The sequence below is a fragment of the Intestinimonas butyriciproducens genome, from assembly GCF_004154955.1.
In the GTDB taxonomy this organism is placed as follows: domain Bacteria; phylum Bacillota; class Clostridia; order Oscillospirales; family Oscillospiraceae; genus Intestinimonas; species Intestinimonas butyriciproducens.
The window spans coordinates 2,972,620-2,993,281 of sequence record NZ_CP011524.1 but is presented as its reverse complement, the minus strand read 5'-3'; the positions used below and the strand labels follow the sequence as shown (position 1 = coordinate 2,993,281).

The 20,662-nt window shown below is 61.4% G+C and carries 16 protein-coding genes; 7 read left to right on the top strand and 9 right to left on the bottom strand.

Going from position 1 to position 20,662, the window contains the following annotated elements:
- Positions 1–12: 12 nt before the first annotated feature.
- The 6 genes from SRB521_RS14750 to SRB521_RS14725 all read right to left on the bottom strand — a co-directional run bounded on the left by SRB521_RS14750 (position 13) and on the right by SRB521_RS14725 (position 8,650).
- Complete coding sequence (locus SRB521_RS14750) at positions 13–900, bottom strand: metallophosphoesterase (protein ID WP_116722309.1); 888 nt, start codon at positions 898–900, stop codon at positions 13–15.
- Positions 897–1,157: a PqqD family protein gene (locus tag SRB521_RS14745; protein WP_033118391.1), complete on the bottom strand. Its 261-nt coding sequence runs from the start codon at positions 1,155–1,157 to the stop codon at positions 897–899. The genes SRB521_RS14750 and SRB521_RS14745 overlap by 4 nt, the downstream gene beginning before the upstream one ends.
- Before the next feature lie 3 nt (positions 1,158–1,160).
- Positions 1,161–2,294 carry a radical SAM protein gene (locus tag SRB521_RS14740; protein ID WP_165366655.1) on the bottom strand — a complete coding sequence of 378 codons (1,134 nt, stop codon included), beginning with the start codon at positions 2,292–2,294 and terminating at the stop codon, positions 1,161–1,163.
- The gene (locus SRB521_RS14735; protein WP_116722311.1) at positions 2,291–3,139 is read right to left on the bottom strand and encodes a hypothetical protein; all 849 of its coding nucleotides are present in this window, start codon (positions 3,137–3,139) and stop codon (positions 2,291–2,293) included. The genes SRB521_RS14740 and SRB521_RS14735 overlap by 4 nt, the downstream gene beginning before the upstream one ends.
- Before the next feature lie 91 nt (positions 3,140–3,230).
- Complete coding sequence (locus SRB521_RS14730) at positions 3,231–3,476, bottom strand: hypothetical protein (protein ID WP_116722312.1); 246 nt, start codon at positions 3,474–3,476, stop codon at positions 3,231–3,233.
- A 17-nt stretch (positions 3,477–3,493) separates the two neighbouring features.
- Positions 3,494–8,650: a family 20 glycosylhydrolase gene (locus SRB521_RS14725; protein ID WP_165366654.1), complete on the bottom strand. Its 5,157-nt coding sequence runs from the start codon at positions 8,648–8,650 to the stop codon at positions 3,494–3,496.
- Between the two features lie 471 nt (positions 8,651–9,121).
- On the opposite strand from SRB521_RS14725, the gene SRB521_RS14720 reads away from it, so the two are divergent.
- Positions 9,122–11,437, top strand: coding sequence for an S-layer homology domain-containing protein (locus SRB521_RS14720; protein ID WP_116722314.1), 2,316 nt, complete (start codon positions 9,122–9,124; stop codon positions 11,435–11,437).
- 124 nt (positions 11,438–11,561) lie between these two features.
- Here the strand turns inward: SRB521_RS14720 and nhaC are convergent, their stop codons facing one another.
- The 3 genes from nhaC to SRB521_RS14705 form a co-directional block, all read right to left on the bottom strand.
- Positions 11,562–13,016 carry a Na+/H+ antiporter NhaC gene (gene nhaC / locus SRB521_RS14715; RefSeq protein ID WP_075704688.1) on the bottom strand — a complete coding sequence of 485 codons (1,455 nt, stop codon included), beginning with the start codon at positions 13,014–13,016 and terminating at the stop codon, positions 11,562–11,564.
- 168 nt (positions 13,017–13,184) lie between these two features.
- Positions 13,185–13,787, bottom strand: coding sequence for a SafA/ExsA family spore coat assembly protein (gene safA, locus SRB521_RS14710; protein WP_075704687.1), 603 nt, complete (start codon positions 13,785–13,787; stop codon positions 13,185–13,187).
- A 119-nt stretch (positions 13,788–13,906) separates the two neighbouring features.
- Positions 13,907–14,134, bottom strand: a complete 228-nt coding sequence (locus tag SRB521_RS14705; RefSeq protein ID WP_058118531.1) for a hypothetical protein — start codon at positions 14,132–14,134, stop codon at positions 13,907–13,909.
- Between the two features lie 307 nt (positions 14,135–14,441).
- Between SRB521_RS14705 and SRB521_RS14700 the strand changes: the two genes are divergently transcribed.
- From SRB521_RS14700 to SRB521_RS14675, 6 genes are all read left to right on the top strand, one after another.
- The gene (locus SRB521_RS14700) at positions 14,442–15,122 is read left to right on the top strand and encodes a response regulator transcription factor (protein WP_058118530.1); all 681 of its coding nucleotides are present in this window, start codon (positions 14,442–14,444) and stop codon (positions 15,120–15,122) included.
- Positions 15,119–16,363 (top strand): sensor histidine kinase, encoded by a 1,245-nt coding sequence (locus SRB521_RS14695; RefSeq protein ID WP_075704686.1) that lies wholly within the window; start codon positions 15,119–15,121, stop codon positions 16,361–16,363. Before SRB521_RS14700 ends, SRB521_RS14695 begins: the two co-directional genes overlap by 4 nt.
- 78 nt (positions 16,364–16,441) lie before the next feature.
- Positions 16,442–18,352: a polysaccharide biosynthesis protein gene (locus SRB521_RS14690; protein WP_242976580.1), complete on the top strand. Its 1,911-nt coding sequence runs from the start codon at positions 16,442–16,444 to the stop codon at positions 18,350–18,352.
- Positions 18,353–18,365: 13 nt separating this feature from the next.
- A complete protein-coding gene (locus SRB521_RS14685; protein WP_075704684.1) occupies positions 18,366–19,082 on the top strand; it encodes a hypothetical protein in 717 nt (238 codons plus the stop codon).
- Positions 19,083–19,085: 3 nt separating this feature from the next.
- Complete coding sequence (locus tag SRB521_RS14680) at positions 19,086–19,829, top strand: tyrosine-protein phosphatase (protein ID WP_075704683.1); 744 nt, start codon at positions 19,086–19,088, stop codon at positions 19,827–19,829.
- Between the two features lie 15 nt (positions 19,830–19,844).
- A complete protein-coding gene (locus SRB521_RS14675) occupies positions 19,845–20,651 on the top strand; it encodes a DUF5011/hyalin repeat domain-containing protein (RefSeq protein WP_058118525.1) in 807 nt (268 codons plus the stop codon).
- Positions 20,652–20,662: the final 11 nt, after the last annotated feature.

Here is a 20,662-nt window from a genome sequence, read left to right as displayed (position 1 = left end):
ATCTCCTCTCCGTCAGGATTCCGGAGTTAGGTCGATCACCATGATCTCCGGGGGATTGTGGAAGCGGGGCAGGCGTTCCCGCTGGCTGCCCAGCCCGCTGGTCACGGCCATGGTGAGGCCGTCCTTGCGGCACATCCCATGGAGGTAGGGGGAAAACAGGCCCAGATCTCCACCGAACACACCCCCCAGCACAGGCAGCACCACCTGTCCGCCGTGGGCGTGGCCGCTGAGGACCAAGTCGATGCTCCAAGTGCGGGCGGCCTCCCCCAGTGCAAAGCTGTCCGGGCGGTGGGAGAGCATCAGTGTGAACCGCTCTGTATCCTGAAAATCGGTCAGGAACCGGCAGACCTCCGGGTCCATCCGGTCCGGATCGCAGGAGTTGCGGTCGTCCAGGGCGAAGGCATAATCGTAGAGCCCTCCCAGCCTCAGGGGCGTGCCGTGGATGTCCAGGTCGCACCAGGCGCGGTCCAGCACGGTAGCCCCCGCCGAGACGAGCTCCTCCTCCAGCAGGGAGGTCCCCGCCGCCAGATAGTCCAGCTCATGGTTGCCCCAGGCGTAGTAGACCGGGGCGATCTTGGAGAGCGCCCCCACCAGCTCCGTGCTGTTTTGAGAGGAGGCGGAGTAGGCGTTGAGCATGTCGCCGCACAGAAGGATGAGGTCGGGCCGCTGCTCCGCCACCGCCTCCACGAGGGGGGCGTTGTCCTGACCGAACACATGCTCGTGGAGATCGGACATCACCGCCAGGCGCACCGGCCCCTCTGCCTTGTCTGTGGGGAAGCGGTAGGTCGTGACGGTGAGCGAATGGTAGGAACGCCACACGGAAAAGCACACCGCGGCCAGGAGAAGGACCGCGGAAAAGGGGCAGATCGCCGGGAGCCGCCGCCCGGGCCGTTTCCTCATAGGATGCCCAGCGACCGCAGCTTGTCCAGGAATTCCGCCACGTCCCGGTCCAGCGTGTCCCGGTCCGCGTCGTACTCCTCCGCCAGTGCGTCGGTCAGCGCGGCCGCGCTCTCCGCGCCGGGAAGCAGCTCCCAGATGCGGGCGGCCACCTCGTTGATGGTAAACAAGCCGTTATTTTCAAGCACGGTAGTACCTGTTGGAATCAGCACAAAGTCTCCCGCGATGTCCCGCAGGACCAATTCTTTCTTCAGCTCCATGGCTCAGTCCTCCGTTCCGTATTTCTCCCGGGTGATCCGGCAGAGGGTGTGGGTCAGCGAACAGATGTAGTCCGGCTTCCGGTCGTAGTCGCCGGTCTCGGCGAAGCAGGAGGCGGCGCAGAGATTGCAGTGCCGCCGCAGGGCGCAGCCGGCGCAGGCGGCGGGCAGGCGGATCGCCTCCACCTCCGTCCGGACGGACCGCCAGGCGGCGGAAAACCCCTGTTCCATCACCGGTGTCCCGGGGGAGGCCATCATGCCGCAGGGGATCATCCGCCCGTCCCAGGTGAGCCAGAAGGAGCTGCGCCCCGCCCGGCACAGAACGGGTTCTCCCTCCGCGTTTCCGGTGCACTCGTCGCCGTCGGACAGGGGCACGCCTGCGGCCGAAGCCCGCAGCTCCTCCAAGGTGAACTGCTGCTCCCGGCACAGCAGCATATAGCGGGCTGCGTCCTCCGGGGCAAAGCGGTGTGGGGCGTCGCCGGGGCGGCCGTCGCCCAGCCGCACCGGAGGGTACATATAGGTGCTGGCCTTGGTGTGAAGGCCCAGCTCCCGGGCCAGCCGAAAGATCTCCGGCACGTCGTCCTTGTTGTCCGGGGTGACGGACACGTTGAGCCGCACAGGAATCCCCGCGTCCTTTAAGGCGCGGAGGTTGTCCACCACCTCCCGGAACATGGCCCGCCCGCACAGCCGCTCATAGGCAGCGTTGGAGCCGCCGTAGAGGGTGATGTTAAAGCGCAGGGGCGGGTCCCGCTTGACGGCCTCCAGCAGTTCGCCCCGGAGCAGGGAGCCGTTGGAGTTCACCGACACCAGGAACCCCATGTTCTTGAGGGCGTGGAGGAGCTCGGGAAAGTCCGGGCGCAGCAGCGGTTCCCCACCGGTGAGGAGGAGAAAGACCATCCCTGCCTTCCGGGCCTCCTCAGCGATGGCGAGCCACTCCGCCGTGGTGAGCTCCCGCCTGCCGCCCTGGGCCGCCTGGGCCTCGGTCTGGTGGACATAGCACATGTTGCAGTTGAAGTTGCACCGGGGCGTCAGCTCAAAGGTCCCGGTCACCGGGAGGCCCAGCCGGGCCCCCTTCTGGTGGATATAGGTGGACCAGAGGGGCTCTACCATCTGGGGAAGGGCGTTGTTCTGTCGGCTCATAAACATTCCTCCAGGGCCTTCACGGCGCTCTCATCCGGGAGACAGTCCAGCCGAAGGACCGGCGTCTCTCCGATGAGGCGGGAGAGGGTATCGGTGGCGGCGGCCACATCCTGCGGGTTCCAGGTGCGGTAGGCGCACTGGGGAAGGAGGGCGCGGAAGGCATCCTTCCCGCCCAGCCTCCGGCAGGTGGAGCGCTCCGCCTGCCCCAGCACCACCAGGGCGGAGAGAGGGGCGCTGCGGTTCCCGCAGATACCGGAGGTGCCGGAGAAGCAGATGCCGTGGGCCTGGAAACAGCCCTCACGCGCCCGGAGCAGAGCCCGGTCCCCGTTGACGATCTCCGCCCCCCGTAGCCGCGCCCACAGGGCGGCTTGGGTGGACTTTCCGGTGCCGCTGGGGGCGGAAAAGAGGAGGGCCCGCCCCCGATGCAGAATATAGGAGGCGTGAAGGACCACGCCTCCCTGCTCCAGCAGAAAGCGGAAGAGATCCACAGACTCCAGGATCTGCTGGGCGTGGAGTCCGGAGGAGAGGGCTGGGAGCCAGTCCACGGCCACCTCCATGCCGGAGCGCTCCACATAGCAATAGGGGACCTCCGGCTCCCCGGCGCTTCTGTAGTAATACAGCAAGCGGCAGTCACGGGGACCCGCCCGCCAGCCCCTGACCCTCCGGGTGTGGACATACAGCCCCTCCGGCGGCTGAGGAAAGGCGTCCGAGAGGCGGAGCTTCACGCGGTAGTCCGCGTCGGTCTCTCCGCCGGAAAAGAGGCGCAGGGCGTCCGACTCCCCGATGGGAACGGGGGCGGACAGAGAAAAGCCTACGCCTCCAAAGCAGTAGTTCCTTTGATACACAGCGGGCCCCCTTCCGAAAGATGGAGAAACAGGACCGAAGGAGAGAAAGCGGCCCCGCCCCACGTGGGGCGGGGCCGCTGCGGCGTTTGGCTCAGGAGGTGAAGAGGACGGTGTCCCAGGTGGGGATGTCGTAGCAGACCTTGACGCCCATCGTGCTCTTCTGATCGTTGTAGTCGAACTTACAGCCGTTCCAGGCAAAGAGATCCATGCCGCCGATCGTAATGCTGCACTGGCCATCCAGGTTTTGGTTGGCCGGAATGGCGCAGCCGGCAGCGATGCTGCTGGTGAGCTCAAAGCTCTCAAAGGCGATCTGGGGCTTGCAGTAAGTTTTCTTCATCTTGCAGCACCCCTTTCTCACTGATTGCCCGTGCCGGGCGTCTGCATGGCGGCGAGTACCTTGCCCACCGCAGCCTGGCTGGAGTAGAGGTTGAGGGTGGCGGTACCGCCGGTGGCCTTCAGGTTGGTCAGGGCCACCATGCCGTCACCGATGTTGGTGATGGTAACGACTTTGTCGGCGCCGATCGCGTTCTTGATAGAATAATACAGATTGGTAGCGCTGTCAAGCTGGATTGTCGTTCCATTCACCGTAATGGAGCTTGCTGCGGAGCCCGTCAGGCTGGCGCCGAGCTGGATATCCGCAAAGTCGATGCTGCTCAGCGTGAAGGTGACGCCCTGGCCCTTGCTGAGGTAGACCTCATTGTTGGGGCCATAGCTTTCATAGTCAGCGAGAACGGCCGTCTCGCCCTTGCCGTCGATGAAGGTGGTTCCCTGAACAACGGCGCCGGAGGTCAAAGCGGCTGCCTTCAGCAGGCTCTTCCGCAGCTCCACATACTGAGGCGCCGCCTCGCTGTCCGAAGCATAAGCGGAGTAGCTGCTGCCCATGGGATCATAGACCCGGATGCCGTCCAGCCAGAAGGAATAGCTGCTGTCGCCGGTGTGGTCCAGTTTTTGATGGTAGACCACGGTGACGGTCACGTCGTAGGTGCCGTAGGGAAGGCCCACCAGCTTGGCCACGGGTACCTGCTCGATGGAACCCTTGTCCGCAGTGACAAACGCTCCATTCACAAAGTCATAGCCATAGTAGTTGTCCACGATCAGCCGTTTGGTAGTGCCTCTGGTTCCCATAGCCTCGATGAAGATAACGCCGGAATCGCTGTCGGTCCGGCTGATAAGGTCAAAGCCGGTCCCCTTAAAGGAGAAGGAGGCGGTGGCGGAGTCGTTTGCGGCATTGACCGTGACGGTATGGGCGGAGCCCATGCTGAAGCCGGTGCCGGACGTGTAGGCCGGATCATAGCCGTAGAGATTTTGCTTGGCGCCCAGCTTCTCGGCGGTCTGCGCCGTACCGGCGAGGGTGCCGGTCCCGCTCCAGCTGCTGTCATACGTGGCGAAGCTGTCCTCATAGTAGACCACGCTGGCGGGGAGGACGGTGACAGAAATATCCTGATTTCCTCCGCTCTGGTAGGAAAGCCGCACAAAAAACTGCTCAGGCGCTTTCATTATGGAGGATTGCGTATAGGTCAGTCCGGCAGACGTTGTGCTTATGGTGCCGTATGTGCCCACGGCCTGGGAAGAATAATTGGCGGAAGAACCCGTAGATACCAGTATCGCCGTAGGCGGATTGGTAGCGCCCAAATCACTATAGCCTAACTGAAGAGGGAGACCATAGTCGACTATGAACTGGGGACCCTCCACGTCATAATAGAGGGTCAGCGTTTTGTTGTCATCGCTGACCTCTGCGCGTGTCCATACGTAGAGGCCGCTGGAATAAAGATCATCCAGCTCCGTCATATTCTCCAAGTCTGTTCCAAGATACTTGATGGTCTGGGTCTCGTTGTCGATGTTGACGACCGTGGGAGGCGTATGCACGGCGGTAAAGTTTCCATTGGAAACATAACCCGCAAAAGTAGTGCCTTCATGGACGTTGATATTATACGCATAGAACTGAGTGCCGGTCCCCTCATTCACATAGCGGACAGTGAGGGAGTCCTGATTGGGTTTCGCTTTGACATAAATACGGAGTAGCCAAGCCTTACGGTCAACGCTGGTTTTGGGTATGGGCTGAATGGTCCCCGTGGCAACGTCATAAATAGAGGTCTCCTCAAACTGGTCGAAGTCGGGCAATGTGAACGCAGAAGCAGATTTACCAGTGAATTTACAATTATCGTTGCCCATATCGGTCAAGGTGACGTCATAGATTTCATAATTGGTAGTCTCCTCGGCCAAAATAACAGAAAACTGGGTGCCTGTACCGGTAAACATCGTTGTGCCCGCATGGTCCAGGTCGGCGGGGTATTCGGTACCGTCCTCGTATACGACCTGAAGGGAGAGGGACATCATGTCTGCCCAGTACCAAATTTGATCATTATTGGCGTCCCAGGGATTGGAGCCCCAGTCGGAGATGTAGACGTCTATCTGAGGCGCCACGTTCCAATGTTCCACATAGTACGCAGTGAGCTGGGCGTCTTCAGGCAGATCGGTCCAGTCAAGAGAGTCGTTCCGGTACTGCCATTGACCGCCCTTGACGCGGAGATGGGTGGCCTCGGAACCGATATCCTGTCCCACATCGGTCAGGTCTTGCTGGTCTTGCTCTTGTTTTGGGCTGGTCTGGACATAGGCTTTCCAGAAGCGGCCGTCATTGCCTTGCGCAGTTGTCACACTGTCAGCCACCATATCCGCGATCGCCATGCCGTCGCCGCCGACAGGGATGGCGGTGGAAGCGTTCTTGCCCTCCACATTTTGATTGGAGCTAGCACCGCTGAGGTTATGGGCATTGGCCACGAAGTACATAAGCGTCAGCGTCTCGGCAGGGACGGATGTATAGGAGAAGGTAACTGTCATATCGCCCTGAACGGTAACGGTTTGGGAAGCGGTGTCCGCCGCATAGCCGGAGACAGTGGGGGATGTGACGGTCAGTTGACCGGCTGCGGCCCGGAGGGTCTCCGTATGAATGGTTTCACCGTCGGCGACACAGAGAATGGTCACCGTGTAGGGAGCCTTCACCAGCCCGGCATAGGCGGTGTTCAGGGCAGAGAGGGCGGCGTCGATGGCGTCCTGTGCCGCCTGAGCGGTCTCCGCGCTGGGGTAAGCGGTAGTGTTGGGGGTCAGATTCTGGGCGGCGTCCAGCGCGGCAGTGTAAGCACTCCAGCTCGCGGAGGTGTAGTCGTCTGCCTGAAGGCCCTCCGCAGCCAGCGCGGCCAGCTTGGCGTCCAGCGCCTCAGTGTCCACATGCCAGGCCTCGGTGCCCGCCGTGTACTCATAAAAATAGAGGGTGGTGCCGCTGCTGGCGGCGCCAAAGGAACCATTGCTGTAGCTTACGTAAGAATTCGAGCTGGTATTGGCAATCTGATAAGCGCCCGTACCGGACTGCGAGCTGAGGGAAATTTCGGTTTTAGAGTTGTCGATATTCAATGTATACCTACGGTTCGAACCGTAACCACTACGGCGGGGATACAAATAGTCGTTCCCGCTGCTGAGGTAGTAACTGTAGGAAACGCTACCAAACCATCCTTCTGTACGCTCCTCCGTATACGTCCACAGCATATCCTCCGTGACCTTGGAGACGACCCGGCCGTCTGCAATGGTGACCGGCACGGCGCTGCCGTCGTTCTTCAGGGCATAGCCGGAGGTGGAGTCGGACTGGTACACGATGAGGTACTGGCCGCCGTTGGACACGTCGCTCAGCTCATAGGCGTCTGCGGTGCCGCCGCCGGTGATGGTGCCGTTCTGGATTGCCGCCGCGTCGAGCTGTTCCTGCGTGACGGTGACGGCGGAGGACACAGGGGCGGCAGCGTCGCCGTCCAGCGCGGCGGATACGGTGTACGCCCCCGCTCGGGCGTTCTCCACGGTATAGGTGGTGGCGTCAGTGGCGCCCAGGACCGTCCCGTCTCTGGAGACCGTATAGGTCACGGCGGGAAGGGCCAGGGCGGCAACATCGCCCGTGGCTGTGATGAGCGGTTCGCTCCAGGTGAGGGTCAGGCTGCCGCCGGCGTTCACGGTAGGGGCGCCCACGGTCAGTTCGCCCAGTTCGTAGGTATATGCCAGGACTGCATAAATGGTCCCGTCGGCGTTGAAGCCGCCGGGTACCGCCTCGTTGCTGACGGTGGCGGAGGTGACAGAAGCGCCGCTCTTTTTATCCATCCGCCCGCCCATGACCCGCAGGGCCTGGCGGACGTTGGCGGCAATCTCCGTCTCGCTCTCAGCGGCGGGGTAATCGCACCAGATGCAGAACATGGAGCCGATGACCAGCGATTCGTCCTCGTCAAACGTGGTGCCCATAAACGTATAATTGCGGAAGCTGTCCGCACCGCTGCCGGTTTTGTCGCCGTCAAATTTGTCGCTCTTGCCCAACACATAGTAGTAGTCGCCGTTGGTGTTGATAACGGCGTGGCCCTCCTCCACAATGGTCGCCGCGGAGGCCACGGCATATCCGTTCCACCCGGAGGACCAGTAGCAGACCTGGATGTCCTGGTCAAAGGACACGGAGGTATCATTATTATAGTAGATGCCGTCATTGAAGGCCCGGGGGGTCAGGTCCAGGCTCTTGAGGACGCCGGCCAGGGAATTAACATAGTCTGCAAAGTCGCCGTACCGCCCGGCGCTGACCAAATGGCCAAAGCCCATGCCGACGGAGGAGTAGAGATCATTGGCAAACTCGTCGCAACCCATGTTGAAGTACTCGCAGCCCTCGTCGGCGAAGTATGCGGCGTACTTTTGTACCAGGGCGATACCGAAGGCTTTGGCGTCGTCGCTGGTGATGTCCAGGGAGTTGGAGTTCTGGTAGCGGTACTCTGGGGCGACAGTGTCCAGGATCTGCCCCAGATGGCCGGGGGAATTGAGCAGGGGCACGATGGCGACGTCCTCGCCTCTCGCCACGGACAGAATCTCGTCCATGTCGGCCTGGGTCAGCCAGGGGGTATCCGTGGCGGAACCATCTGCATCGCCGCCCAGGGCGGGGGTCAGATCGATGCTCCTCTCCACTCCGGACGCAGTCATAAAGGTGACATCCATATCGTCCAGCGCGAAGCGGAAGCCCTCGTTGTTGGAGAAGTCCAGCTCCAGTTCATTGTACCCGGCGGCGGCCATCTCATGGATCAGGGCGATGACCCACTCCTTGGTAAAGTATTTGCGGCCGCAGTCCAGGTGCAGGATCTTATGGCCGAAGCCGTTCTCCACACTGCTGACCGCAGCGGGCGGTGTCTCTACGGTCTCCAACTCGTCAAGCACCTCATCCATCGGAACTTCCGTGCTGGGCGTGGGGGTGGGGGTGGGGGAGACCTCAGGGCTCGCCTCCGGTGCAGGCGTGGGGGAGATCTCGGGGCTCACCTCCGCTGTAGACGCGGGGGAACCCTCTGGGGCAGCTTCCGGTGTGGAGACAGGGGTCTCCGTCTGGACGGGGGGCGTGCCAGTCCCCTCGTCCGCCAGCGCGCTCATGGGAAGCATCCCAAACAGCATCACCAGGCACAACAGCATGGCGACGAGCCGGGACGAGCCCTTTTGCATTCCAGTCCTCATCACAAACATCCTCCCTTGCGAACCTGCCCCCTCCACAGACAACTGCGGCCACGGCGAAGAAATGCCGGAGCGCGGCGCCGAACGACCCTGGCGCGGGGGAGACAAGCGTGAATAACAGAAAAGTGTCTATTGAACCACTTTGTGCCAGTATAGCACGGGGGGAGGACAAATTCAAGGATTCCTAAAGATAAAGTTAGGAAATTTACTAAATTTCACATGGAAAGGAGAACGCATGGTAAGAAAAAGTTACAAATTTATATTTTTAATAAATTTACATGAAAAATTTGTGACCGAAAGAAGTTTTTAGAGAGGAACTTCCCAAAACGGGCGGTTTTTTAGTTGCTGTTCCAGATTTGCCATGCTATAATGACATAAACTTGAAGAGAAATTGGGCGTTCTTCTGCGGATTGGCAGTTCCCGGTTTCTTTCACAGCCGATTCTGTGAATGTTTCAAATGGAGGGATCAGGGTAATGGATAAGCGCAGGATTTTGGCCGCCGCGCTGACCGCGGTGATGCTGCTTGGCATGCTGCCGGCCGCGCTGGCGGCGGAGCCGCAGCCCACGGAGGCGGCGGACGAGCTGGGGATCACGCTGCTGAAAACGGCGGGCGCCCTCAACAGCGTCCGCGAGACGAAGATCTCCCTGGAGATCTCCGCACCGGTCAACGAGACGCCGGTGGCCGTCGAGTTCGTCATGGACGCCACCAGCAGTCTTTTCAGCTCCGGAGACGAGATCATGATCCAGTTCTGGGCCGAGGAGATCCGCGGCGCCATGGCGGATAAGAATGTCTACGCGGGCCTCACCGTCTTTGCAAACGACGCCAAGACGGTCTATGAGATGTCCCAACTGACCGCGGAGAGCACGTTCGACTACAGTCTGGGCGAGGAGATGCTTTGGCTGGCCGGCCACACCGGCACCAACCTGCAGGCCGGTATCCGGGCAGGACTGGCCGACCTGGAAAAGGCCCCCGACACGATCCCCCAGGCCAACCGCTATCTGGTGCTCATCACCGACGGCGGCAGCTTCTGGTGGCTGGACGACGCCGGGAACCCGGCCAATGACACCTATAATGACGGGACCCGGCTCCAGAACAACGACGCCGCCGAGGGCGGCTATGAGAGCCTGACGGACCTGACCGCTCTGCTGGGGCAGACGGTCAGCGCCCAGCCCGCCGCGTACACCGCTGCGGGCGACGAGGCCCTGGCCGATGTGGTGGGCCAGATCAAGACCTCCGGCGCCCTCACCAATTTTGAAAAGGGCGTCTACTTCGCGGCCAAGGAGCTGGACAAGGTCACGGAGGCGGGGGTCAGGCTGATCACCGTGCGCTATCCCTACTATGCAGACGAGGAGGGCCTGTCGGCCCTGACCACGCTGGCAGGGCAGTTGATGGATTACGCCGAACGCAAGAGCGTCTTTACCGCCAGCCCCGCCTCCCTGGAGGAGACTGCCGCCGAGCTGGAGAGCGTAATGGACCAGATCTATGGCGGCGGAGTCAACGTGGTGGTCCCCGCCGGGAGCACCATCACGGACGTCATCGGCAAGGATGAGGATTACGATTTCGACCTGTCCATCAAGAGCAAGGAGATCCCCGCACTGGCGGACTTTGCGCTGAAGATCGGCGGCGACGCCCCCATGGAGGGGCAGTTGGACGAGAACAACCAGATCACCTTTGCCGACGGTTCCACATTGACCTATTACCCCGAGGCGGAAGGTCAGGATGAGCGCTTTGTGCTGACCCTGGGACAGGATATCCATCGTAGCGAGCGGGTGTCCCTGACCTATACCGCCCGGCTGGCGGAGCGGGATACCTCCAGAGGCGAGCACTACGTCTATCCCAATGTGGAGGCCTATCTGACCCTGTCTGACACGGGCGAGAGCTATCTCTTCCCACGTCCACGCTTGGGCTACACCATCAGCGGTGGCGGCAGCGGCGGTGGCGGTGGGGATACCGTCATCGATGAGAACGATACGCCTTTGGGACCCCTGCCGGAGCTGAACATGGCCGATCACTTTGCCTATATCATTGGGCGGGACGACGGTCTGGTCCACCCGGAGGCCAGCATCACCCGGGCCGAGGTGGCCACCATTTTCTTCCGTATGCTCACCGAGGACTCCAGGGCTCAGCTTTGGACCACCACAAACCCCTACTCCGACGTGGCGGCGGAGGCCTGGTACAACAACGCCGTCTCCACGCTGACCACCTCGGGGGTCATCATGGGCAAGCCGGGGAACGTCTTTGATCCCGACGCGCCCATCACCCGCGCTGAATTCGCCACCATCGCCGTGCGCTTCTTCGGCGGCAATTACGAGGGCGAGGACCAGTTCACCGATATCGCCGGGCACTGGGCCAACAAGTACATCAACCGCGCCGCCGTGCTGGGGCTCATCAACGGCAAGGGGGACGGAACCTTCGATCCCAACGCCGATATCACCCGGGCGGAGGCGATGGCCATCGTCAACCGCACCCTGGGCCGCAAGCCCGACGCCGACCACATGCTGCCCAATATGATCACTTGGGAGGACAATCTGGATGAGAGCAAGTGGTATTACGCCGATGTGCAGGAGGCCACCAACTCCCACGACTTTGAGGTGGAGAGCGGCGCAGACGGGCTCTATGAGATCTGGACCGGTCTGTTGCAGGTCCGCGACTGGGCGGCCCTGGAGCGGGAGTGGTCTGAGAGCAATTCCTCTTCCAACCCCGGCGATGTGGTGTCCGACGTGGTGACGGAGCCGGAGGCCGGCGAGGGAACCGCCGCGGACGGCGGACAGATCGAGACCGAAACCTGAGCCATATCTGGGCACGGTCAGCACACCCCAACTGAAACAGAGAACGGTCCGCGCCCGAGGGCACGGACCGTTCTGTTTTGACGGGGACGGCCTGCGGCGTACGCCGGGGCACTGTGCCGGGAGGTCAGGACTGGTTCATCTCCTCTACGGTGATGGACTTCTTGATGGGCTTGGAGGGGTCCAGGGGGGCCAGTGTCCAGCCCGTGAAGGCGTAGAGAATGGAGATCAGGGGGTTGATGATGGCCAGAAAACAGTACGGGGCATACTGGAAAGCACTGATGCCCAGGGTAGCCAGATAGACCGCGCCGCAGGTGGACCAGGGGACGATGCCGGAGGTGAGAGTGCCGGAATCCTCCAGGACGCGGGAGAGGTTTTTGGGTGCCAGGTTCAGCTTTTCATATACCTTTTTATACATCTGGCCAGGGATGACGATGGACATATACTGGTCGGCGGCCATGAAATTCATGGCGATGCAGGTGAACACGTTGGCGGTCATGATGCTGCCGCGGGAATGACAGCGCTTGAGAATGGCGGCGATGATGGTGTCCAGACAGCCGGCCGCCTTGACCGCACCGCCGAAGGCCAGTGCGCAGATGACAAGGGAGATGGTGAACATCATGGACTGCATGCCGCCGCGGTTCAGGAGGGCATCCACCATTTCGTTTCCACTGGAGAGCTGTACGCCGTATATCATCTGACTGAGAATGTCACCCAGTGGATTTCCCTGGGCCAGAGCGAAGCAGAAGCCGATGACCGTGCCGCCCAGCATACCGGGAATGGCGGGCACCTTAAAGACGATCATGAGGATGACGGACAGGGGAGCGATAAAGATGAGGGGTGTAATATTGAAGCTGGCCTCCAGCGTGGAGAGGATGACGTCGATCTGAGAGGTATCCACGGAATCGGCGCTGTAGCGGCTGCCGATAACGGCAAAGATAGACACTGCGATAAGAAAGCTGGGAATGGTGCTGTAGAGCATGTGGCGGACATGGTCAAACAGCTTGGTGCCCGCCACCCCGGCGGCCAGATTGGTGCTGTCGGAGAGGGGGGAGAGCTTGTCGCCGAAGGAGGCGCCGGTGACCACTGCTCCGGCGGCGATGGCGGGCGGGATACCCAAACCGGCGGCGATGCCCATGGCGGCGGCGCCCATGGTGCCCGCTGTGGTCCAGGCGCTGCCGGTGGATACCGCGATGATGGCGCAGATGACAGGGAGCAGGGCCAGGAACACGCTGGGCGAGAAAAGCTTGAGACCGTAATAGATCATGCCGGGGACAATACCGCCAGCGATCCAGGTGGCCACCAGGCAGCCCACGATCATAATGATGAAATTGGCCTGCATGGCCATTGTGTTGGTCTCGATCATGGAGTCTTCGATCTCCTGCCAGCCGCGTCCCAGGAAGCAGATGGCAATGACGGAGGTAACGGCGGTACAGATGATGAGGGGGATCTGGGGGTCGGCGCCCAGAATGATCACACTGGGCAGCATGATGGCGATGAGACAAATAAAGGGGACCAGCGCAAGGAGAAGGGGAGGCTGTTTTCGCACTTTGATCTTGGCTCCGGGGGAAGCAGTTGACATAACGTGACCCTCTTTCCTCAAGTTCTCGCAGGACGCCGTGGGCGCCCCAAGCGTGAGGAAAGCATAACATACCGGGTGTTAAATTTTCGTTAAGAGAAAAGCCTCGCCGGCGCAGGAATTGCGCCGGCGAGGCCATGGCCGTCAGGCGAGTAAGAATATCCCGGCCTCTCAGCCGATGAACATCTGGGTCCAGTAGTGACCGTTGGCCACATAACCCACGCCGATCTGCGTATAAGAGCTGCTCAGAATATTGGCCCGGTGGCCGCTGGAGTTCATCCAGGCATTGACCACAGCCTGGGGGGTGCGCTGGCCATAGGCGATGTTCTCACCGGCGCTCCGATAGGAGAGCCCGAAGGAGCGGATCATCTGGAAGGGGGTGCCGTAGGTGGGACTGGTGTGGGAGAAATAGCGGTTGTCTACCATGTCCTGGGACTTATAGCGGGCCACCCGGGAGAGCTCCCAGTTGTAGGTCAGGGCGCTCAGTCCGTTCTGCGCCCGAATTTCGTTGACCAGACGGATCACCTCCTGTTCGTACTGGGTGACCGCCGCGTCCTCTTCGGGGATGGTGAGGATCTGGCCGGGATAGATGAGGTCGGGATTGGAGACCTGCGGATTGGAAGCGATGATCTCGCTGGTGCCGACCTGATACTGCACGGCCAGTTTCCACATGGTGTCCCCGCGAACCACGGTGTGGGACAGGGCGGACGCGCTGGTGGTAAGGACGAGGGCCGACAGTGAAACTGCGGCCAGCTTGGAATAGAAATGCTTCATGGTGATGTACCTCCTGCCTATGAGGGTAACATTGGCCCGCCGCCAGACGCAAGGCAAAAATATTGCCAAAGAGATGTCCTCCCCCCGGGAAAGCAGCCGGAGGGAGGATATTCGCCCTCTTAGGGGAGAAGTTCAATTACGGCCCGTTTAAACCTGTCCGGAGGGAGCTGGCACAGTGTAAAGAGCTCAGCCATCTTGCTCACGAATTCCTGATTGCAGGAGATATCCTCCAGAACGATCTGCTTTCCGTCCGCGCCATGGTACGCGATACCGTAGGAGAGCCCATGGGGCTGTGCAAAGGAAGTGGCTGTGTAAATACCCGAATGGCTGCAGCCTGCAAGAGACATAGAATGGATCGCTTCCTTTCCTGCGTGTTAGAGAGGCGGATGCGCTGGCATTTGGCACAATATGTATCATACCGAATTATGGAGAAAAAAGAAAGACATAACATTTTACAAAAATTAACATGAAAAATCTCTGTTATGAACAAACAGTTTGCGGGACGATCAAAAACTTTGGCGGGTATACGGAATGCGGCGGCTGAGCGGGATGGGAGGAACGGCGCTCCCTGGGAAACAGGATGCCCGGCGGGGATTGAAAAGGGGCGGGCGCTGCTGATATAATGTTGCCTGCAATGGAAAGAGAGGGTAGGATATGCGGATTTTGGTGGTGGAGGATGAGCAGGACCTGTTGGAATCTCTGGTAGAGGGGCTGCGGCTCAATTCTTACGCGGTGGACGGCTGTGACGACGGCTGCAAGGCCCATGAGCTGGTCAGCGTGGTGGAGTACGATCTGGTTGTTCTGGACCTGAACCTGCCGGGAATGGATGGATTTCAGCTTCTGCGGGAAATACGGACCGTGAATGCGGAGGTGAAGGTCCTCATCCTCTCGGCGCGGGATGGCCTGGAGGACAAAGTGCGGGGGCTGGACGCCGGAGCCAACGACTATCTCACCAAGCCCTTCCACTTCGCAGAGCTGGAGGCGAGGGTCCGGGGCCTCCTGCGCCGCCGGTTTACCCAGCAGGATCGACTTCTCACCTTCCGGGGCGTTATGCTGGATACCGCCGCCCACGCGGTGGAGGCGGCCGGACAGCCCCTGACGCTTACCAGGAAGGAGTATGCCCTCCTGGAGTATCTGCTCCTCCATCGGGGCAAGGTTGTCAGCGCCGAGGAGTTCATGGAGCATGTCTGGGACGGCGGCGTGGACAGCCTGAGCAATGCGCTGCGGGTACATATGGCCTCCCTGCGGAAAAAACTCCGTGCTGCTCTGGGATGTGACCTCATCCGAACCAAGGTGGGGGTGGGATACTATCTGGACGAGGGGGCGGAGGTATGAGGGGCGTTCATCCGTTTCAAAGGCTCTCCCTTGGCAAACGCCTTACCCTGCTGGTGATGATCGCCATGGCCCTCTCCTGCATCGTACTGGCGGCCGCCATGACCGTAGCGGGGGATCAGATGCTCTATACCATCTATGCCTCCCAGACCACCGTCACCCGTGGGGACGACCGGTACGGTTTACCCACCGTCTCCAAGGGAGCCGCCGCCAGCGGCACGATCCTCCTTCCTACCGGGGAGAAAGGGCCTTTATACGCGGAGGATCGGGGCCTGGGGGCGAAATTCAAATACCGGATTGAGAGCATCGTCTATGTCATCTGTACCATCGCAGTGGCCGGTGTGGCCACCTATATGATCACAGAGAATTGTCTCAGTCCTTTGGTGAATTTGAAAAATCAGGTCGCCAATCTCAGTGCGCAGAACCTCTCCGACTCCCCGGAGGGCGGCGCACCCCAGACCGGAGACGAGATCGAGAGCCTGTCCAACGCCTTTCAGGGAATGCGGTTGCGGCTGGACAGCGCCTTTGAGACACAGAAGCGTTTTGCCGCAAACGCCGCCCACGAGCTGCGCACCCCGCTGGCGGCCATCCAGACCCGGCTGGACGTGTTTTCCAAGCATGAGGACCACACGGAAGAGGAGTATCAGGCCCTCATCGGGTCGTTGCGCCGGCAGACGGAGCGGCTGAGCCTGCTGGTCAAGGACCTGCTGGATATGTCCTGTATGGAGGAGGTCCCCATGCAGGATGTCATTGACGTGGCCCCTCTCATGGACGAGATTGCCCACGAGCTGGAGCCCTTGGCGGAGAAAAAGGGTATGAGCTTCCGGACGGAAGGGGGAGGCACCGTACTGGGCAGCGACAGGCTCATTGCAAGGGCCCTCTATAATCTGGCGGAAAATGCGGTCAAATACGGCGCGGACGGAGGACATGTTGTACTGGCTGCCAGCCTCCAGGACCGAAATGTGCTGATCCGGGTGGAGGACGACGGGCCCGGAATCCCAGAAGAACACAGGGAGAAGATCTTTGAACCCTTTTACCGGGTGGACAAGTCCCGCTCCCGGGCCATGGGCGGAGCGGGACTTGGGCTTCCCATGACACGCGCCATTCTGGAGCGCCACGGAGGGACCATCCGGCTGGAGGAGAAGCCGGGGGGAGGATGCTGCTTCTGTGCCGCCCTCCCCACGGGGAAGTGGGACGGGTACCCTGGAAGCGCGGGAGAGCCGAGAACAAAGGGAGTTGTTTGACTTTTCCGCACGGAAGAGGTATAATAAAAGGTAAAATTTTTGAAATTCAGGTTAAAATCGGGGAAGGAGGGGAGAATCGTGCATCTATCCCGTTTCCGCGGGTGGATCGTCCTGGCAGCCGACGTGCTGCTGATCTTTACCTGCAATTTCTTCCTCTTTCTTCCCGCGCTGCTGCGCAGTGACATTCAGCTTTTGAACCTGGTGCTCCATATCGGCTTTCTCACCCTCTGCGTACTGGTGTTCCAGCTCTCCTTCAAGACCTATGAGAGCCTGTGGCGCTATGCGGAGAGCCGGGAATATCTGGTGCTGCTGATGGGGATGTCCTGCGGATATGGCCTCTACGCGGTGGCCAACCTTGCCCTGAGAGCCAGCCTTATCTGGATCGTCCAGGCGCTGACGGGCACGGCGCTGGCGCTGCTGGCCATGCTGTTTATTCGCTTTCTCTACCGCATATACCGCTTCCGCGTCACGGGCCGCAGCGGCGAGGGCCGCAGCCAGGCGGCCATCATCGGCGCGGGTACGGCGGCGGTGGCCCTGTTGTCCGAGCTCCAGAGCAACCCTCTGGGGCGCTATGCGCCCTGTTGCCTGGTGGACGACGCCCCCGACAAGATAGGGAAGATGATCCACGGCGTGCCCATCAAAGGGCCCATCGACGACCTGCTGACGATTCTTCCGAACACGCCGGTCACAGAGATCATTTTGGCCATTCCCACCCTGACGCCCCAGCGGCGGTCGGAGATCCTGAACCTGTGCGCCCACACCAACTGCCGCCTCCACATCCTCTCCGACCCTCTGATGCAGTTGGAGAAGGGGAGAGGCTCCCTGGCCGCCAATGTGCGGGAGGTGCAGATCGAGGACCTGCTGGGCCGGGAGGCGGTCAAGCTGGACGACAGCCGGGTCCGCAGCTTTGTCCAGGGCAAGACCGTGATGGTCACCGGCGGCGCAGGGTCCATCGGCGCGGAGCTCTGCCGTCAAATCGCCGGCTGTCAGCCCCGACGCCTAGTGGTGGTGGATATCGCGGAGAACGCTGTCTACGATCTGCAGAACGATCTGCTCCACCGCCATGGAGACGGGCTGAAGCTGGCTGTGGAGATCGCCTCGGTGCGTGAGCTGGAGAAAATGGACCAGTTGTTCCGAAAATATCGACCGGAGCTGGTCTTTCACGCGGCGGCCCACAAGCACGTGCCCCTGATGGAGCAGTGTCCCGAGGAGGCCGTGAAAAACAACGTGTTCGGCACCTACAACACCGCGCTCTCCGCCAAGCGATATGGGGCGGAAAAATTCGTGCTCATTTCCACGGATAAGGCCGTGAACCCCACCAACATCATGGGCACGACCAAGTACCTCTGTGAGCAGGTGCTCCAGGGCCTGCGGGAGGGGAGCCGGACTGAATTCGCCGCCGTGCGCTTCGGGAATGTCCTGGGGTCCAGCGGCTCGGTGATACCACTCTTTAAAAAGCAGATTGCCTACGGCGGGCCGGTTACCATCACGGACCGGCGGATCATCCGCTATTTCATGACCATACCCGAGGCGGTACAGCTGGTGCTGGAGGCAGGGTCCTTTGCCCGCAGCGGCGAGGTCTATGTGCTGGACATGGGGCGGCCCGTTCATATATTGGAGCTGGCGGAAAATCTCATCCGCCTGTCGGGCTACACCCCTTATGTGGATATCAGGATCGAGGAGGTCGGGCTGCGTCCCGGTGAGAAGCTCTATGAGGAGCTCCTCACCCAGAGCGCCGACCTGCGCCGTACCGAGCACGAAAAGATCTTTGTGGAGGAACGGGCGCCTGTGGCTCCTACGGAGCTGGACCGATGGCTGGAGTCGCTGTCCGATGCGGTGGACAGCGGCAGCCGGGAGCGTATTTTTCAGGAGCTGCACCGTCTGGTTCCCACTTTCCGGGAGCCGGACGAGGTGAACGAGGCCGCCATCCGGGCGGTGGAACAGGGGGCGGCGGTCCAGTTGGAAGAGCTGGCGGCAGTCCGCCGCTGAAAGGAGTTGTGCTATGAAAAAAGGGGCGAAGATCGCGCTGTGTGTTCTGGTGGTGGCGGTGGCTGCCGGCGGGGCCGCGGCGGCGTGGCAGTGGAACAATATCAACGCCGCCCGCTACGGACTCACCATGGACAAGGACTCCATCAGCCAGCGGCTGGAGGAAAACCAGCGGGCCCTCAACGATGCCATGGTCAAATACAACGTCACCCAGTATAGTTTCTCGCAGGAGGAGATCGAGCAGCTTGCGGATGGGAGTCTTGCGCCTGAGGAGGCTGCCCGCAGGCTCCTAGACGGCGGCGGGGCGGAGCCCTCCGGCACTCCGGCGCCAGACGCCTCCCCGACCCCTACGCCCACTCTGTCCACCGGCGGGGATACGGCGGCTGTGGAAACGGCGCAGGAGGAGATCCGAGAAGAGATTGCCACTATGTATGTGCTCCGCTCCACTTATGTGGGCAAGCTGGAGGCCATCGTCCAGTCCGCCATTGACGAGTATACGGCGGGGGAGCACACCTCCGAGCGGCGCACCCAGGTAGTGTATGGCAAGCTGGAGGAGCTCACGGCGCTGGAGAAGGAGTGCGACCAGAAGGTGGCCGCTGTAGTGGCCCGGCTGCGGGAGCTCCTCAAGGCCACCGGACAGGACGACTCGCTCGCCAAGGAGGTGGAGGCGACCTACGAGGAGGAGAAGAGCCTGAAAAAGGCCTATTACCTCAAGGAATTCCAGGGTGGTTAGGCGATGATCGACCTGCACTGTCACATCCTGCCCGGCGTGGACGACGGATCCTCCTCTGAGGAGGAGAGCTGTCGGATGGCCCGTCTGGCGGTGGAGAGCGGCGTTACCGCCGTGTGCGCCACCCCGCACTGCAATGTGCCGGGTTGTTTTGACAATTACCGCACAGAGGCGTTGGAGGAGCGGTTCCTGTGCCTGGCCCGCCTGCTGGGGGAGCGGGACATCCCTCTGCGGCTGTATGCGGGGATGGAGGTCTATGTCACCCCGGAAACCCCACGGCATCTCCGGGAGGGGAAGCTCCTCACTCTGGGCGGCAGCCGGTATCTCCTGGTGGAGTTTGGATTTGAAGCGCCCTTCTCCTTTGCCCAGCGGATGCTGGAGGAGATCAGCGCCGCCGGGGCGGTCCCTGTGGTGGCCCACCCGGAACGCTACCGTTTTGCGCAGGAGGACCGGGGGTGCCTTCTCCGGTGGATAGAGGCGGGGTGGGCGCTCCAGATCAATAAAGGAAGCCTCTTTGGCCGGTTTGGCCGCCGGGCGGCCCGGACGGCTCACTGGTGCCTGGGGGAGGGGTGCATGCACCTCATCGGCAGCGATGCCCACAGCCCTTACCGGCGCACCCCATGGCTGGAGGACGCCCGGAGCTATGTGGCGGAGTACACCGCGCCGGAAATCGCGGATTTCCTGCTGGAGGAAAATCCCCGGCACATGTTGGAGAATGCGCCCATCAGGCCGGTGCTGGCCCAATTCTAACGACCGAGGAATGCCATGAAAAAGCTGAAAATTTTCACTCTGGTGCTCTTCCTGCTCACCGGGAGCGCCCTTGCCGCGTCCGAGTACTATCACTACCGGGCGGAGGACCGCACCCTGCCCGTGCTCCAGTGTCCCGATGAGCCCCTGGTCATCTCTGTAGGAGAAAACAGCCGGGAAAAGCTGCTGGAGGGAGTCACCGCCTGGGACGACAAGGATGGAGACCTCACCGAGAGGGTACTCATCCAGGGGATCGCCAAAACCATCGAGGGCAGTGAAACCACCATTACATATGCCGTGGTGGACAGCGACGCCCACGTCGCCCACCGCACCCGGACCGTGCGCTATACCGATTACGCGCCCCCCAAATTTGCCCTCTCCCGGGAGCTGCGCTATTCCGTGGGGACGGCGGTCCAGATCCGGGACCGGCTGACCGCCACGGATCTCATCGACGGGGATGTGTCCGAGCGCATCAAGGTGACCAGCAGTGGCCTCTCCGCTTACGCCGAGGGGACCTACCCCGTCACCTTTGAGGTCACCAACAGCCTGGGAGATACCGCCTCCTTCACGGCGGACATCGTCATCAGGAACCAGGCCCAGGGGGAGCCGCGCATCTACCTGACGGAATATTTGGTCTATCTGGCCAGGGACGCGGTTTTTCAGCCCATGGAGTATCTGGAGTCGGTGACCTACGGTGCCGAGGAGACGGTGACGGTGGACGCACAGGTGGACACCTCCGTGCCGGGGACCTATCGGGTGCGCTATACCTGCGCCGGGCCGACGGGGACCGAGGGGACCGCCGTGCTCTACGTCGTTGTGGAATGAGGGGGCGCGGG

Bases quoted from the DNA above. Each gene is read 5' to 3' on its own strand.
- SRB521_RS14750 (WP_116722309.1), bottom strand. From the start codon at position 900: ATGAGGAAACGGCCCGGGCGGCGGCTCCCGGCGATCTGCCCCTTTTCC.
- SRB521_RS14745 (WP_033118391.1), bottom strand. From the start codon at position 1,157: ATGGAGCTGAAGAAAGAATTGGTCCTGCGGGACATCGCGGGAGACTTT.
- SRB521_RS14740 (WP_165366655.1), bottom strand. From the start codon at position 2,294: ATGAGCCGACAGAACAACGCCCTTCCCCAGATGGTAGAGCCCCTCTGG.
- SRB521_RS14730 (WP_116722312.1), bottom strand. From the start codon at position 3,476: ATGAAGAAAACTTACTGCAAGCCCCAGATCGCCTTTGAGAGCTTTGAG.
- SRB521_RS14725 (WP_165366654.1), bottom strand. From the start codon at position 8,650: ATGAGGACTGGAATGCAAAAGGGCTCGTCCCGGCTCGTCGCCATGCTG.
- SRB521_RS14720 (WP_116722314.1), top strand. From the start codon at position 9,122: ATGGATAAGCGCAGGATTTTGGCCGCCGCGCTGACCGCGGTGATGCTG.
- nhaC (WP_075704688.1), bottom strand. From the start codon at position 13,016: ATGTCAACTGCTTCCCCCGGAGCCAAGATCAAAGTGCGAAAACAGCCT.
- safA (WP_075704687.1), bottom strand. From the start codon at position 13,787: ATGAAGCATTTCTATTCCAAGCTGGCCGCAGTTTCACTGTCGGCCCTC.
- SRB521_RS14705 (WP_058118531.1), bottom strand. From the start codon at position 14,134: ATGTCTCTTGCAGGCTGCAGCCATTCGGGTATTTACACAGCCACTTCC.
- SRB521_RS14700 (WP_058118530.1), top strand. From the start codon at position 14,442: ATGCGGATTTTGGTGGTGGAGGATGAGCAGGACCTGTTGGAATCTCTG.
- SRB521_RS14695 (WP_075704686.1), top strand. From the start codon at position 15,119: ATGAGGGGCGTTCATCCGTTTCAAAGGCTCTCCCTTGGCAAACGCCTT.
- SRB521_RS14685 (WP_075704684.1), top strand. From the start codon at position 18,366: ATGAAAAAAGGGGCGAAGATCGCGCTGTGTGTTCTGGTGGTGGCGGTG.
- SRB521_RS14680 (WP_075704683.1), top strand. From the start codon at position 19,086: ATGATCGACCTGCACTGTCACATCCTGCCCGGCGTGGACGACGGATCC.
- SRB521_RS14675 (WP_058118525.1), top strand. From the start codon at position 19,845: ATGAAAAAGCTGAAAATTTTCACTCTGGTGCTCTTCCTGCTCACCGGG.